Genomic DNA, 15376 nt, shown 5'->3' with positions numbered 1-15376 from the left:
ATGGAGATTCTGGAACCCACCGAAATATCATATCACCGGCTACTTAAGCGGCAGATTCGTAAATCGTTGCCACCAGAGCTCGCTGAGCATCCTGATCTTCAGGAATTTCTGGGGTCGGTAAACCAGGCATATCTGGAATTTCACGATGATATTGCCCGGGTTGAAAACATATTGGAGCAAAGCTCAGCAGAACTTTTTAAAGCCAATAAGGAGCTGATCCGAATTGCTGATGAAAAAACGCAGGAAGCAGCGCATACCAACAAGCGGTTGACTGAAGTGGTGGAAAGTATATCCGAAGTGCTGATTCAGCTCGATTCGGATGGAAAAATTGTATACCTTAATAAAGCCTGGGAAGATATTACGGGATATACCGTTTCAGAAAGTCTTGGTAAAAGTTGGGACGAATTTCCGCTTCCGTCAGAAACAAAAATCAAGATTCGGCAGATTCTGGGTCTAGACTATGTTTACAAGGAAGAGACGCTGAAAATCTTCACCCATGACAAGGAGGAAAGGTGGGTAAGTGCCTCAATTCGAAACCACACTTCGCCAAACGGAGAAATTGGAGGCTATATAGGCACGATGGTGGACGTCACGGACCGGATAGAAGCAGAAAAGAAAGTGCAGGCATATATGCGCGACCTGGAAAAGATCAATTCTGAACTGGACCAGTTTGCATATGTGGTCAGTCATGATTTGAAGGCCCCGCTCCGCGCAATCAACAATCTTTCGGAATGGATTCAGGAAGATCTTGAGCATTTGCTGGAAGCAGATACAAAAGAACAATTTACGCTGCTTCGAGGTCGGGTGCATCGCATGGAAGGTTTGATCAACGGAATTCTGGCATATTCCAGAGCAGGTAGAATCAAGACGAATAAAGATAGATTTCGGATCAAGAGTATCAGTGATGAATTGTGTGAGACTTTCTGCGATGGCAAAAAGATCACTTTTACAGTGGAAGGCGACGGGGATATAGAACTGACTTCCGAAAAGATAGCTTTACTACAAACACTTCAGAATCTGGTTTCGAATGGTATCAAATACAATGATAAAAACGATATCCGGATCACGATCGGATGGACGGATAATGGCGACTGGCTCGAATTTTACGTAAAAGACAATGGGCCGGGAATCAGTCCGGAATACCATGAGAAGATTTTTGTGATATTCCAGACGCTCCAATCCAGAGATGAAGTGGAAAGCACGGGTGTGGGATTGGCCATTGTTAAGAAAATTGTACAGGAAAAAGGCGGCGATATCAAAGTAGACTCCCGTATGACAGAGGGCACCACTTTCTCTTTTTCGTGGCCAAAAAATGAAAACAAAATACCCGAATAAAAAGCACTACCTCTAAATTACCCCAACCTTAATTATTAAAAAATGAATGTTCCAAACCCTGTTCCAATGACCATACTACTTGTAGAAGACGATGAGGTTGATATCATGAATGTCAAAAGGGCGTTCAAGAAAAACAATATATCCAACCCACTCCTTGTGGCACATAACGGGTTAGAAGCACTTGAAATATTGCGGTCTCCGACCGAAAAAAACATAGGTCCCAAAATCATATTGCTGGATCTCAATATGCCTAAAATGGGTGGTATTGAATTCTTAAAGGAACTGAGGAAAGACCCGGAACTTTGTAAATTATCGGTGTTTGTCATGACAACCTCCAACGAAGATGGTGACAAAATTGACGCATTTAACCTGAACGTTGCCGGCTATATATTGAAGCCTTTGTCCATGGAAAAATTTATTGGTGCTGTATCCATTTTGAATAGCTATTGGACGCTCTGTGAGTATCCCGAATAGCAGATCTATCCCTCCTATAAGAATCCATCATGGCGATCTCAATACTTCTCGTGGAAGATGACCACGTTGATGCGCTCCAGTTTAAACGAGCCATTGACAAAAGTCAGTTTAAAATTGACGAAATAAGAACATGCACAAACGCGGATGAGGCCATCGGATTGTTGAAAATCTGGCAGCCCACGTGCATATTCATCGACTATCAGCTTCCCAAGAAGAATGGCCTCGAACTGCTCTTGCATGTCAGACAATCCTATCCTCACGTTCCGGCTATTGTTTTAACTTCTCACGGCGACGAAAAACTGGCCGTCGAAATCATGAAATCCGGGGCGATGGACTATATCTCCAAAGCGGATATCAGTTCGGAAGTTTTGACCAAAACCTTTCACACCCTTTTGCTTATGGCGGAAGCGGATGAAAAAAGCAAAAAGACGCAAAAGCAGCTCAGGGAAAAGGAGGAATTTATTGAAAAAATGGCCCTCCTGTCGCCCAATATCATTTATGTGATCGATATTGTCCGGTGGACCAATATCTTTCATAACAAGCAGATCTGGAAAATTCTCGGATATACTGAATCGGAACTGCAGGGCTCTGACAAGGAAATACTGACCATGATTATCAATAATCAGGATCAGTATATGTTCAGGAAACACTATTATAATATCAAACACAATTTGGCTGAGGGCGAAGTACTTGAAACGGAATTCAGGCTGAGACACCGCGATGGAACTGATATCTGGATCATCACGCGCGAAGTGCCATTCAGGCGAACCAAAAAAGGAAAAGTAAAAGAGGTATTAGGCATGGCTATTGATATCACCGCCCGAAAACTCGCCGAAAAAGAATTAATTGAAGCCAAAAAAATAGCGGAGCAGGCGGCCAAAATAAAAGCCGATTTCTTGTCAACTATGAGCCATGAGATCCGTACTCCGATGAACGCCATTATCGGTTTCACTGAGCTATTGCTAACCAGCACTTTGCCAGGGCAGGACAGAGAGCATCTGGACACGATCAAGTACTCAGCAGACAATCTGATGGTGATTTTGAATGATATTCTGGACTTCTCGAAAATTGAGGCCGGTAAGTTTTCTCTCGAAAAATTCGAATTTGACCTTCGCGATAAATTCGAAAACCTGAGGAAGACATTTGAAGTGAGGGCGAGAGAAAAGAATCTGGAGCTTTCAATCAAAATTTCCGACAATATCCCTGAACGCGTGATCGGCGATCCCTATCGAATCAACCAGATATTTGTGAACCTGATCGGGAACTCCATTAAATTTACGAATCAGGGTTATATCCGGGTTTCGGCGGAGATGGTTCGTGAATATAAGGACAGCTTTGATATTCTCTTTGATATAGAAGACTCAGGAGTTGGAATTCCTGCTGACAAATTATCGATCATTTTCGACAGCTTTTCTCAGGCACATGTGAGTGATGCCTCCAAGTTTTTAGGGGGAACAGGCCTTGGGCTGGCGATCACGAAGAGTATTTCTGAAATGATGAATGGGTCGATAGACGTGAAAAGCGAGGAAGGCGTCGGCTCCACTTTCAGTGTTAAAATCAATTTCGGAAAGGCGGTAACACCGATTCTGCCTGCACCAGTTACCGGACCTATTACCAATTTTTCGCTAAAACCATACAAGATACTGGCAGCCGAAGACATTCTTGCCAATCAGCTTCTATTACAAAGCATTCTCAAAAAATGGGAGGCACAATTTGTGATATGTAACAATGGACAGGAACTGCTTACTAAACTCAACGAGGATCAATATGACCTCATCCTCATGGACTTACAAATGCCGGTAATGGATGGTATCACTGCAATGAAGCATATCCGGGAGCACCATCCGTCGTATAATCATGTGCCCGTCATTGCCTTTACAGCGGATACTTTCGCAAGAACCTCTCCCGAAATTGTCGAATGTTGTTTTAGCGATTTCGTAACAAAGCCGTTTCGCGCGGGAGAGTTGATGGAGGCTATCAGCAGAAATTTGATGCAATTTGAGAACTGAAATTAATGTCCTTGGCCACAAAGGCACTAACAAACAAAGCTGCTTTCGCAATCGGCGAAATGTCGTTTTCGGAACGATTCTGACAGCTGAAAGTCGACGGCCGAACGCAAATTTCTATCTCCGGTAGTCGAGCGGTTTGCTTGCCACTAGTAGCTGGTCGATGGCCCGGGCCATTCTGTTGATACGTTCATCTTCTGATCGGCTGGAGGATAACCAATCCAAAATCTCGGTTTGCTCTTTTTTCTTGAGTTTCTCGAAATTCTTCAACGCTTTCGGTTCTTCCTCCAGGCAAAGTTTGAAATCAGATTCTACGTCAACTGTCTCCTCTATTGAATATAAAACCAGCCTGACCTGATCCCCTGCCTCTTTTTGAATATTTTTTCGAATTTCCGCCTTTACCGGAAAAAACAACTCTCCGGACTTCATTGGCATCAGATTGACTTGCTTTAATTCGTAATCATCGATTTGCCCGGTTACACTAACGCTTCCATAATGCCGCTTCACTTCCGGTCCGATTTCTGAAATGACGATGAACGTCCAGCCGCCTTTTCCGGCCATTTTTGAGAGGGTATATACTTTGTCAACCAGTAACTTCATGGATCATACTTTACATATTCGCTCTAAAGTATGATTTCTCAAGAGAATGATAAAATACTGAAACGATTTTCGAACTAAGCTGTGGCTAATAGAAAACTTCAATATTTCTGTCCTTCAGCAATCCCAATTGCGCTCCGAATCTTTTTTCAGCATCTCCATCTCGTAAAAAGGGATTCCCACGCAGAAACAACTTTTCGATATTCCCAACCTGAAGTATCGCAGTGGGGAAATCCGTTAAATAATTCGATGAAAAATCAAGTTCTTTCAGGTTCTTCAACTTCACAATACTTTCAGGAAAGCTGGCAAACCAGTTATATCCCAAATCAAGCGTCTGAATTCTTTGCATTCTGCCAAAACGCTTCGGCATAGACGCCAGCCAGTTATGATGGGCGTATAACGTATGCAATCTTTTCAGGCGATATAGTTTTTCGGGCAATGCTTTAATCTTATTATGGGAAACTGCCAGATGAGTAAGGCGTTTAAGTCGAATTACTCCAGCGGGAACCTCTGTTAGTTCATTATGGTATAAATCCAGCACTTCGAGCCGTTTCAGCTTTTTCAACTCTTTGGGAACCGAGTTGATTTTGGTTTGGTACAAATTAAGATCCCTTATCTTTTTCGCATATTTCAATCCTCCTCCCGATAACGATTTCAGATCATTGGCCGCCAGCCAAAGGCTCTCCAGTTTCTTACAATTCTCCACTGCAACTGGAATGTCATCAAACTTGTTTTGGTTGAGATTAAGAATCCTGAGGTTTTTATTTTCAGTGAAAAATAGGCTGTCTTTTGTTAGTCTGTTTTGATTCGCATGCAGTTGAGTTAGTCTTGGAAGTTTTTGAAAATCAATGCGCAACGAAGTAATCCAATTCGCATTTATAAAAAGCTCTTCCAGATTCGGGAACCGGTATATCGCATCGGGCACTCCGGTAAGCTCCAGATTATCAAGGTATATCTTCTTGATTTTCAGACTGTCACGATATGTTTCCAAATCCTGAACTTGCGTCAGCAAACTATCGCCGGAATGTTTTTCACGACGGGGCATTCCAAAGTAATGATAGATACTCAATGACCAGTTCTTGTTCCGAGCAATGAAGTTCATTGACTGGCATACTTGCAATAAAGCCGCGTTCCGCTTTTTTAGAACCTCATTCTTTTTAACGCTGTCCAGCTTATTTAAGTCGTTATCAAAAGAAAACACAACATGATCCACATTCCCCGATTTGCTTACACAGATAGTTGCATTCGTTGAAAAACCGGGAGAAAACTTCTTTCCAAATGCTATTGTGAGGGTACTATCCAATTTTCTGGAAAATTTTCTGACAAGAGCAGTATCAGTCTGAAAAGTCAAGTATGGCTGAACTAATTGCTGCGCTTTTATCAATTCCATTTTATCCCAATCATGAAACTGAGTCTGCGCGAAACCATGCAAAACAAAACAAGTCAAACAAAATGTCAGGAAAAACTTCATGGCTGCTCTTTTTTGGATATATAATTAATTTACATGTCCAAATATAACTAAATAATTAGTTATTGCAAATACCCCATTTGTAATCATGATAAATTACAATTTCTCCCCGCATCCAAAAAATTGAGTGCTTACCTTTGTGCAAAATTATTCACGATGACAAAAGTAAAACTGACCGTTAACAACAACGGTTCACTCAAAGTAGACGGCGACTTCGAAATTGTAGATGCGCAGGGCAATGCATACGGTTTGCAGGGAAGAACGATTGTATCCATTTGCCGTTGTGGCATGTCGGTCAACAAACCGTTCTGTGATGGATCGCATAAAGGCCATTTTGAACACAATGCAGTAGCATTTGAGCTGCCTCCTAAAAAAGTTTAGATTAAATTCTTTACCATTAAGGAGTTATGATTCATCAATTCTTAACTCCTTAATGGTTCAAAACAAAGCCTCAGCAAACCGCATGAACACTCATTTCCGAGGCCAGAAATATCCTTCTCCCTTTGATGAGTTGCATTTGAAATCCGCCTGTGAAAACGCCGAAACTCGGCAAGATGGCCTGATGTGGATCGACCACAAAACATGGCAGTCTTAAGCTTTGCCGCCCCTTGCCATATGCAGTAAAAACGGGATGAACGTGCCCGGCAAATACAAATTTTTCAGGATCAGTTTCTACCTTGGGATGATGCGTAAAAACAAAATCGTCCTCTTCATAATCAAGCGGAAAAACGTTGATATTGGCTTCCAATAGCAGGCTGTGATGCAGCACATCATGATTACCAATCACAATCAACATATCGATATAGTGATGTCTGGCGCGCCAGACTTTAAACTCCTCCCATTCTGAATTATACTCGCTGTGAAACAGATCGCCCAGAAATATGATTCTGCCGGCGCCCGTCACTTTTACCAGTTTGTCTAGCTTTTCAAAATTCACTGCCGATGCTTTCTGGGGAACAGCAATTCCCTCTTTCCGAAAATGTGCAATTTTACCAATATGCAGATCACCAATCAATAATGTTTCTTTCTCACACCAAAACACCGCTTTCTCAGGCAGTAACTCAAAGCTATTGCCTCTTATTTCAATCCGCATCACTATATTGTTTAATCATTTTTTGAATTCTGTCTTCCACTTTTTCGGAAGTAAGCTGTTCCCGGAGCCGATCTACCATTACCGGAAATGCAAAAGGTGTAGGTTTCGCGGTTGCCTTAATCACAATCTTTTGAGAGGCAATTCTATCCAGCGCCTGACGCATCCTGACCTCTTCGAGTTGGTAAGTCAATACGTCCTGATACGCCTGTTTGATCAGCAAATTGTTATCCTCATACTTGCTCATCACTGTAAACAACAACGATCCGTTGGCCTGCAAATTCTTCGTTTTGACATATTTGCCCGGATATCCTTGAAAAGTCAATCCTGATATGGCTGCTATTTCTCTGAATTTCCGTCTTGCCATCTCGGTCGCGTTCACACTTTGGTATATATCATCGACCAGATTCTTCGTTGAAAAGAGATCGATTTGCTTCATCACCTCCCTCAGATCGAGATATTGATCACTCAGCAACTCAAAGCCATAATCGTTCATGGCTACCGAAAATGTGATCGGATATAGCTTACTGATTCGATATGCCAGAATAATGGACATGCCTTCGTGCACCAGCCTCCCTTCAAAAGGAAAAATAAAAATATGAAATCCCTCTTTGGTTTCGCATTGTTCGATCAACAGTTCGTCGTTTTTGGGAATTGCTGACCTTTCATTTTGTAGTTCAAGAAGCGGACGGAGTTTAGCCAGCTCAATTTCCTTAAACGGATTGTCGATCGCATCGGCCATTCGTTCTCTGATAAATCTTGATAACTGCGACGACAACGGCATTCTCCCCCCCGCCCATCGCACCAGATACCCTTTTTTGCCCACTGCTTTTTTCACGGTGGCAGTCATTTCATGGATCCGGATAAATTCAACGCTCATGCCAGCAAAAATAAAAACATCACCCGGTTTCATCCGGGTTACAAAATTTTCTTCCACCGCTCCGAGGTATCTGCCTCCTTGTAACTTAACCGAAATCGAGGTTTCAGAGACGATGGTCCCCATACTTAGCATATGGCGGATGGCAATACGCCGATCACGAACCATATACCTGTCGTCGACACGCTCTACTTTTTTGAATTCGTCATATACCAGCAGCGACGAACTGCCTGTTGTAATATATCCCAGCAACCACTCCCATTCTGCACGATCCAGAAACTGATATCCGTAAGTACCTCTCACTTCATCAAAAAGCTGCTTTTCCTCAAATCCCTCACCAACCGCCAATGTCATCATCCATTGAGCCAACACATCATATGCATGGACCACAGGCGGACGTTCTTCAATCATATTTTTGGCAACTCCCTCGCGCAATGACACCGCCTCAATCAGCTCCAACGCGTTTGTCGGGCAGAAATAAATTTTGCTCGCAGCACCCGGTCGATGTCCGCTTCTTCCCGCTCTTTGGATAAAACGTGCGATACTTTTAGGACTACCTACCTGAATGACAGTATCCACGGGCCGAAAATCCACCCCCAAATCAAGACTGGCCGTGCATATTACCACCTTTAATCTTTCATCGTGCAAAGCCTCTTCCACCCAATCCCGTATCTCACGGTCAAGCGACGCATGATGCAGTGCCATTATGCCGGCAAACTCCGGATATTTTTCAATAATTGTCCGGTACCATATCTCCGTTTGCGACCGGGTATTGGTAAAAATCAGCGTTGTAGTGCTCTTATTTACAACTTTCACTACTTCATCAATCAACCGTACTCCCATATATCCCGACCACGGCAAGGTTTCAATTTTGCCAGGGAGTATACTTTCCACTTCTATCTTTTTCTCAATACCGGACTTAATCGTGACTGATTTTTCCTCGTCGAGATTAATTCCAAGCAAAACTTTCCGAGCCTCATCCAGATTTCCGATCGTTGCCGAAATACCCCATATCTGTAAGTTAGGACATAAACTCCTGAGTCTTGCCAACGCTAACTCGGTTTGAGTTCCGCGCTTGCTTCCCATTAGTTCATGCCATTCGTCCACTACTATCGTGTGCAGATTTTTGAATAACTCGGTGCTGTTTTTTTGGGTAAAAAGAAGATGAAGACTTTCGGGCGTAATCAGCAATGCCTCAGGTAATTGCTTTTTCTGGCTGTTCCGTTCTTTCGTCCCTGTATCGCCAGTTCTTATTCCGACATGGAGCGGCAAATTCATCTCCAACGCCGCCGTTTCCATATTCCGGTGGAGGTCTTTTGACAGTGCCCGCAACGGCGTGATCCATAAAATCTGAACACCTTTTATTCGTTCCGCCTTTTTCGGGGGAATTGAATTAATATATCTGATCAAAAAAGGGACCCACAACGAATAGGTTTTGCCGCTTCCCGTTGGCGCATTGACAAGGCCACTTTTTCCGGTAAGGTATGCCTCCGCCGCGTCTTTCTGAAACTCAGCCCACTTCCAGCCCTTCGACCGAAACCAGGCCTCCGCCATTTTATATCCTTTAGATTTTGTCAATTTGATCGGCCCGATTTACTATCTGATATTCATTTTTTGGTAATGCAATTAACCATTAAAACCAACAGATTACAATTTCACAAGATCATTCCAGCATTTATCAATTTTGAACAAAAATCCTGCCATAGATTTTGCAACCCATCGTAAACACGCCCCTCTATTGGCAAGCTTTTATTAGAAAAATATTACAATTCCGGGTTCGTTTTTGTACATTACAGTTGAACTTCAAAATCATCAAACATTCTTCATCTCAAAATCAACCATGATTAACTTCCGCACAATTCTTTTTCATATTGCCATTTTGCTGTGTGTCAGCGCATTTATTTCCTGTAAAAAAGATCAAAACAACCAGACAGAAATCGAAACAGACTCGCTTTCAGCAAGTACTTCCGACTCCGTTTCCGGCGACTCTATTGCTGCCGAATCAGCGATTTCCATTTTCAACAGCACCCTTGATTCCGTATATCAGAACGGAGCTAAAAATGTTTTGTCTGCTTTGATCACCGGCCACGAACGGGCTCGCCAGCGAACCGGCTTTGTGGTCAATTCAATATATGATATTCCGGACAGCCTTGTCCGCAAAAAGCCGTTTCTGCTGCTTACCGATATCGACCTTGCACAATCTCCGGAAAAGATTTTTGACATGAGAGAATCCATGTTTGTGCAAATGGCGAGTCCCGCCTGTCTGCTGAATCAAAAGCTCGTAGCTGTAATGGAATATGCGGTTAATTACAGCGGCACAAAAGTGATCGTCGTGTTGGCGAACGGCACCAGTCGTATCATTGGAGCTGCATGTGATCATGTGCAGACCGACAATTTCGGGATCATCAATGAGGAACTAGCCAAAGCGATGAACACCACCCAGGAATTTGCAGATCGGTCGTCAGCAAACAAAAACTATATCAGTCAAATCGCTCAAAACCAGGCTAAACTTTCAGCCAATCAGATTCTAACCCTTAGCCCCATGCTAAAGTCCCTCGAATCAAGCGGCAAGATCGTCATCAAAAGTGCGATATATAATGCGGACGGTACTGTAAAACTGCTCGACTAACCTTCCCTCAAAAACACTCAAATCAGAACGCATGACTATATTATTAAATGCGGAAACCATGTTTCAATTGCCTTTGAGCAACCCTGTGTTGATCTTCTCACTGGTATTGTTCATTATCCTTTTCGTCCCCATTCTTTTAAATAAAATCGGAGTTCCATATGTGATCGGGCTTATACTAGCCGGCGTTGTCATCGGCGAACATGGGCTGAATCTTTTGCGGCGTGACAGTAGTATTGTGCTTTTCGGAACGGTGGGCCTGATCTATATCATGTTTCTGGCAGCCCTGGAAATTGATATGAAAGAGTTCAAAAAGAACAGTAAAAACAGCTTTATATACGGGCTGTTCACTTTTTCATTTCCGATGCTAGTCGCTTCGCCCGCAGCATATTATATACTTGATTTCCCATTGATCACCAGTGTGCTGTTCGGAAGTATGCTCGCTTCTCATACGTTGATCGCCTATCCCGTTGCGGCGCGATATAACGTGCATAAAACAAAAGCAGCGACTATAGCAGTTGGCGGGACAATCATCACCGATATCCTTTCACTTTTGGTACTGGCTGTTATTGCCCGTATGAGTCAGGGGGAAATCAATCAGGCTTTCTGGATACAGCTCGGGGTTTCCGTTGTGGTTTTTGCACTGATCGTCTGGTTTGTTTTTCCAATTATCGCGAGATGGTTTTTCAAGCGGTTTGATGACAACATATCCCAATATATTTTCGTGCTGGCATTGGTGTTCCTTGGCGCATTTTTGGCAGAACTAGCTGGAATTGAGGGTATTATTGGTGCATTTTTAGCTGGACTGGCATTAAACCGATTAATCCCGCACCATTCTCCGTTAATGAACCGAATCGATTTCGTGGGCAATGCGCTTTTCATTCCTTTCTTCCTGATTGGTGTAGGTATGTTGGTGGATTTAAAGGTACTTTTCAAAAGCGCCGAAGCATTAAAAGTGGCTGGAATTATGACTTTGGCGGCTTTGATATCCAAATATATCGCTGCCTGGATCGGACAAAAGACTTTTAGCTTGAACAAAAACGAGCGAAATCTGATGTTCGGATTAAGTTCAGCGCGGGCCGCTGCTACCTTGGCCACAGTTTTGGTAGGATATAATATCATTTTAGGGCAAAACGAAATGGGTGAGCCGATCCGCCTGCTCAACGAAGACGTCCTGAATGGCTGTCTTATCATGATTTTAATTACCTGTTCCATTGCATCCTTTGCAACCGGACAAGCTTCTGCGAAGTTGGCACAGGAGCAGGAGGATGGTGACCGTGAGGCAAGTAATACCGATTCCAGAAATACGCTCATTGCTGCATCGAAAGAATCTACCATCGATTCGATGATTGAGCTGACATTGTTGATGCATCCCAAAAAAATGGACAGCAACGTCTTTGCACTGTCAGTAATCAGTTCCGATACACTGGATCGCGAAAGCGAGGAGCGGCGTCTCAAAACTTATCAGAATAAGATGGTGAGTATTGCCGCGGCCACGGACGTAATTCTGACCCCTCTGATTCGATATGATGTCAATTTTGTTTCCGGAATCCAGCACACACTGGAAGAAAAAAGGATCCATGAAGTGGTGCTTGGGCAAGATTCTCATGAATTATCCGGACTCTCGGCGACAGGAATTAAATCTCAGAAATTGCTCGATAAATGTCCTCAGATCGTATACCTGATTCATGGTATGCAGCCCTTGAATACAGTTCGTAACATGACCGTCGTGTGCTCAGATAAGTTGGAATACGAGCCTTCCTTCCAGATTTTGATGGAACGTGTAATAACAATTTCTAAACAACTTGATTCAGATATTCATTTTTTCAGCACAAAAAATACGTTAAAAACAATTAATCAATATCAGCAGGACAATAAGGGGCCGGATGCAAAATATACCGTTTTCAACAATTGGAGCGATTTTCTGATCTTGTCTCGCGAGGTGCAGAAGGAAGATTTGTTCATTGTCATTTCAGCGCGCCCGGGGAACGTTAGCTTCCATCCCAAACTCAACGACGTACCACGTCACCTGGCCAAATATTTTGATCGCTATAACTATTTACTGATATACCCAGAACTTCAGTCCGAGTTTTCATCAAGCCCAATCAATGAATTTGAAAGAACCGGCGAGCTTTTTCAACAGGGAATCAGCCAGCTGGAAAAAACAGGTGGGAAGCTGAAGAATATCTGGAGGCCGGGGAATTGATTATTAAGGACAATGGAGGAAAGGGAAGAAGGGGGGAAGGGGCGCCAGAGCCATTTTTCATCTCTTCGGGATTTCGCCAAATGATATAGCCTATAATTTGTCAATTACTCGATTTGAAAAAGCCTGAAAGGTCGATATGATTATTTCAATACATGTAAAACTAACCCCTGAGAACTGAAACCTAACACCTAAACAATTACCTTTGCCCCATGGCCGTAAAACTGTTTTTACGTTAAAAGGGAATACCGGTGAAAATCCGGAACAGTCTCCGCTGCTGTAACTCCTTTAAAAATGACTGACTATATATGCCACTGTTGAAAAAATGGGAAGGCTGTCAGCCACGGGAGAAGTCAGAAGACCTGCCTGCAAACACTTTAATCATTGCTTTCGGAGGAAAGGCGACTGAAATTTATGATCTTACAAGAATCACGGTCGAATAACGGCCAGAATGCTCATTTTCGAAAAGTGGCATCAGGTTTTGTCATTGCCATATTCCTGATATCTTCGATTCTGGCCGGATGCCAGTCACAAACTAAATCCCAAAATCCGGAAGAAAAAACCACGGATTTTTACAAAGAACAGGTTAAAATAACGCACGCTAAAGGATTCACTGTCAAATATTTTGACAAATATAAACTGGTGGATATTATCAACCCTTTCGCCAAATCTGCTGATACAGTCAAGTATATATTGCTCGAACGGGGAACTGAACGGCCGGCAGGGTATACAGGTCGCCAATTGATCGAGATTCCGATTCGAAGTATGATCGCCATGTCATCGATGCATATCGGAATGTTAAAATTTCTGGAAGCAGAAAATATCCTCACCGGATTGGGAGATCTTCAATATGTATATTCCCCTACCGTTGTGAATCTGATCAAAGAAGGGAAAATTGCGGGAATTGGTAAAAACAACGGTATCAATCAGGAAAAACTGATATCCCTGCATCCCGATCTGTTTATGGTAATGGGAAGTCCGGGTGCTCAAAAGGAAAATTATCCCGTATTGAAACAAGCGGAAATACCGGTGCTCTCCAATTCTGAATGGGGCGAATCCACTCCACTTGCACGAGCCGAATGGGTGAAACTGATGGCTGTTTTGCTTAACAAAGAAGAACTTGTCAACACAAAATTCGCAAAAATAGAGACCGAATATCAGAAGCTTCAAAAACTCGCTGCTCAGTCAAAATCAAAACCTACAATATTATCTGGTCTGAACACTAAAGACACTTGGTATCTGCCTTCGGGACAAAACTACATGACTGCCTTTTTTATCGATTCCGGAGGAGCTTATCCATGGACAAAAGAGACCGGGACCGGCAGTTTTTCTCTCAATTTTGAAGCCATTTATCCATATGCACTGACCGCCGACGCATGGTTAAATGTGGGTTTTAACCCGATGGATACCAGGCACAGTATTCTCCAGATGGATTCTCGCTACAGCGATTTCAAGGCTTTCAAGAGCGGGAGTATTTATAGCTACAATAACAAAGTGAATGCCGCCGGATCCAACGATTTTTTCGAATCAGGCATGATGGAGCCGGAAGTAGTTTTGGCGGATCTGATAAAAATTCTTCACCCTGATCTTCTGCCAGACCACCAGCTCGTATATTATAAACAGATCCGATAGGCTCCACGATTTTGACCCAAGTCATGCAACGAAATGGTATTTTTCATCAACTCCAGCTCCTTATCTTATTGATATTGGCGCTGTTATGCTTTGGTGCGGATATTCTGACGGGCTCCGTCGGCATTCCTGTGAAGGATGTGTTTTCGATCATTTTCGCGGGAGATCATACTAACACTGCATGGACTTTGATCATTGAAAAAATCAGAATTCCAAAAGCCATTACAGCCGTTTTGGCAGGAAGCGCATTATCTGTTAGCGGGCTGCAGATGCAGACATTATTCAGAAATCCGTTGGCTGGTCCTTCCGAACTGGGGATCACCGCCGGAGCTGCTTTAGGCGTGGCCGTGATTATGTTGGGAGGAGCGAGCTCAGGGATATTCACGATCCGGGAATTGGGTATTTCTGGAAGTTGGCTGGTCATATTAATGGCTTCCTGTGGTTCAGCTGGCGTATTGATGGTTATTCTATTGATATCGAGACGTGTTCGTGACAATGTCATCTTACTAATTGTCGGCATTATGGTCGGCGCCATTACGTTGTCAATTGTGAGTATATGGCAATATTTCAGCGCACCCGAACAGCTCCAGGAGTATATTATGTGGACTTTCGGCTCTCTGGGCGGCGTTTCTGGCGAACAATTATATGTCCTTGTATTGATCGTTTTGCTGGGTTTGATACTGTCTTTTGCTGCTTCCAAATCTTTGAATGCGTTGCTTTTAGGAGAGAATTATGCTCGAACAATGGGGCTATCTATCAGAAAATCAAGACTGCTGATTTTGTTTAGCACTAGCATATTGACCGGAAGTATTACGGCATTTTGTGGCCCAATCGGTTTTATCGGAATCGCAGTTCCGCATTTGGCCAGAACTATATTAAAATCTTCGGATCATAAAATACTGATTCCAGGGTGCTGTTTACTGGCTGTCTCTTTGATGCTGATATGTGATATTTTATCTCAATCGGCAGGAGAAACTTCGGTATTGCCTATCAATGTCATCACATCGCTAATCGGTGCACCTGTTGTGATTTGGGTTATCGTTCGCCTCCAACGCCTGAAACAAAGTTAGC

At 43.1% G+C, this 15376-nt stretch carries 12 protein-coding genes and 1 riboswitch; of the genes, 8 read left to right on the top strand and 4 right to left on the bottom strand.

What is annotated here, in order from left to right; genetic code table 11:
• The 3 genes from AC1XUD_RS21095 to AC1XUD_RS21085 all read left to right on the top strand — a co-directional run bounded on the left by AC1XUD_RS21095 (position 1) and on the right by AC1XUD_RS21085 (position 3818).
• Entirely contained in the window at positions 1-1335 is a 1335-nt protein-coding gene (locus AC1XUD_RS21095; RefSeq protein ID WP_483363001.1) for a sensor histidine kinase, read from the top strand.
• A gap of 66 nt (positions 1336-1401) precedes the next feature.
• A complete protein-coding gene (locus AC1XUD_RS21090) occupies positions 1402-1809 on the top strand; it encodes a response regulator (protein ID WP_483363000.1) in 408 nt (135 codons plus the stop codon).
• 29 nt (positions 1810-1838) lie between these two features.
• The gene (locus AC1XUD_RS21085) at positions 1839-3818 is read left to right on the top strand and encodes a response regulator (RefSeq protein ID WP_483362999.1); all 1980 of its coding nucleotides are present in this window, start codon (positions 1839-1841) and stop codon (positions 3816-3818) included.
• A 114-nt stretch (positions 3819-3932) separates the two neighbouring features.
• On the opposite strand, the gene AC1XUD_RS21080 is transcribed toward AC1XUD_RS21085, so the two are convergent.
• Entirely contained in the window at positions 3933-4415 is a 483-nt protein-coding gene (locus AC1XUD_RS21080) for a YdeI/OmpD-associated family protein (RefSeq protein WP_483362998.1), read from the bottom strand.
• An 85-nt stretch (positions 4416-4500) separates the two neighbouring features.
• Positions 4501-5883, bottom strand: a complete 1383-nt coding sequence (locus AC1XUD_RS21075) for a leucine-rich repeat domain-containing protein (protein WP_483362997.1) — start codon at positions 5881-5883, stop codon at positions 4501-4503.
• Between the two features lie 153 nt (positions 5884-6036).
• On the opposite strand from AC1XUD_RS21075, the gene AC1XUD_RS21070 reads away from it, so the two are divergent.
• Positions 6037-6261: a CDGSH iron-sulfur domain-containing protein gene (locus tag AC1XUD_RS21070; protein WP_483362996.1), complete on the top strand. Its 225-nt coding sequence runs from the start codon at positions 6037-6039 to the stop codon at positions 6259-6261.
• 70 nt (positions 6262-6331) lie between these two features.
• Here AC1XUD_RS21070 and pdeM read toward each other — a convergent pair whose 3' ends face one another.
• Both pdeM and AC1XUD_RS21060 read right to left on the bottom strand, forming a co-directional pair.
• Entirely contained in the window at positions 6332-6973 is a 642-nt protein-coding gene (gene pdeM / locus AC1XUD_RS21065; protein ID WP_483362995.1) for a ligase-associated DNA damage response endonuclease PdeM, read from the bottom strand.
• Positions 6963-9401 (bottom strand): ligase-associated DNA damage response DEXH box helicase, encoded by a 2439-nt coding sequence (locus tag AC1XUD_RS21060; protein ID WP_483363032.1) that lies wholly within the window; start codon positions 9399-9401, stop codon positions 6963-6965. The genes pdeM and AC1XUD_RS21060 overlap by 11 nt, the downstream gene beginning before the upstream one ends.
• 286 nt (positions 9402-9687) lie before the next feature.
• Between AC1XUD_RS21060 and AC1XUD_RS21055 the strand changes: the two genes are divergently transcribed.
• From AC1XUD_RS21055 to AC1XUD_RS21040, 4 genes are all read left to right on the top strand, one after another.
• A complete protein-coding gene (locus AC1XUD_RS21055; protein ID WP_483362994.1) occupies positions 9688-10476 on the top strand; it encodes a carbonic anhydrase in 789 nt (262 codons plus the stop codon).
• A 31-nt stretch (positions 10477-10507) separates the two neighbouring features.
• On the top strand, positions 10508-12679 hold the full coding sequence (locus tag AC1XUD_RS21050) for a cation:proton antiporter (protein WP_483362993.1): 2172 nt from the start codon (positions 10508-10510) through the stop codon (positions 12677-12679).
• A 193-nt stretch (positions 12680-12872) separates the two neighbouring features.
• Positions 12873-13060, top strand: a riboswitch (cobalamin riboswitch).
• A gap of 30 nt (positions 13061-13090) precedes the next feature.
• Positions 13091-14308, top strand: coding sequence for an ABC transporter substrate-binding protein (locus AC1XUD_RS21045; RefSeq protein WP_483362992.1), 1218 nt, complete (start codon positions 13091-13093; stop codon positions 14306-14308).
• Positions 14309-14331: 23 nt separating this feature from the next.
• On the top strand, positions 14332-15375 hold the full coding sequence (locus AC1XUD_RS21040; RefSeq protein ID WP_483362991.1) for an iron chelate uptake ABC transporter family permease subunit: 1044 nt from the start codon (positions 14332-14334) through the stop codon (positions 15373-15375).
• The last annotated feature ends 1 nt before the right edge of the window (position 15376 follow it).

It is taken from the genome of Dyadobacter sp. HNCC25DJ184 (assembly GCF_056895215.1).
Note: the sequence above shows the minus strand (reverse complement) of the source record. Positions and strands in the feature narration are given on the sequence as shown.

What these genes read in the sequence shown, in the direction of transcription:
- AC1XUD_RS21040 (WP_483362991.1), top strand. Translation starts at nt 14,332, where the DNA reads ATGCAACGAAATGGTATTTTTCATCAACTCCAGCTCCTTATCTTATTG.
- AC1XUD_RS21045 (WP_483362992.1), top strand. Translation starts at nt 13,091, where the DNA reads ATGATCTTACAAGAATCACGGTCGAATAACGGCCAGAATGCTCATTTT.
- pdeM (WP_483362995.1), bottom strand. Translation starts at nt 6,973, where the DNA reads ATGCGGATTGAAATAAGAGGCAATAGCTTTGAGTTACTGCCTGAGAAA.
- AC1XUD_RS21075 (WP_483362997.1), bottom strand. Translation starts at nt 5,883, where the DNA reads ATGAAGTTTTTCCTGACATTTTGTTTGACTTGTTTTGTTTTGCATGGT.
- AC1XUD_RS21080 (WP_483362998.1), bottom strand. Translation starts at nt 4,415, where the DNA reads ATGAAGTTACTGGTTGACAAAGTATATACCCTCTCAAAAATGGCCGGA.
- AC1XUD_RS21090 (WP_483363000.1), top strand. Translation starts at nt 1,402, where the DNA reads ATGACCATACTACTTGTAGAAGACGATGAGGTTGATATCATGAATGTC.
- AC1XUD_RS21060 (WP_483363032.1), bottom strand. Translation starts at nt 9,401, where the DNA reads ATGGCGGAGGCCTGGTTTCGGTCGAAGGGCTGGAAGTGGGCTGAGTTT.
- AC1XUD_RS21070 (WP_483362996.1), top strand. Translation starts at nt 6,037, where the DNA reads ATGACAAAAGTAAAACTGACCGTTAACAACAACGGTTCACTCAAAGTA.
- AC1XUD_RS21050 (WP_483362993.1), top strand. Translation starts at nt 10,508, where the DNA reads ATGACTATATTATTAAATGCGGAAACCATGTTTCAATTGCCTTTGAGC.
- AC1XUD_RS21055 (WP_483362994.1), top strand. Translation starts at nt 9,688, where the DNA reads ATGATTAACTTCCGCACAATTCTTTTTCATATTGCCATTTTGCTGTGT.
- AC1XUD_RS21085 (WP_483362999.1), top strand. Translation starts at nt 1,839, where the DNA reads ATGGCGATCTCAATACTTCTCGTGGAAGATGACCACGTTGATGCGCTC.
- AC1XUD_RS21095 (WP_483363001.1), top strand. Translation starts at nt 1, where the DNA reads ATGGAGATTCTGGAACCCACCGAAATATCATATCACCGGCTACTTAAG.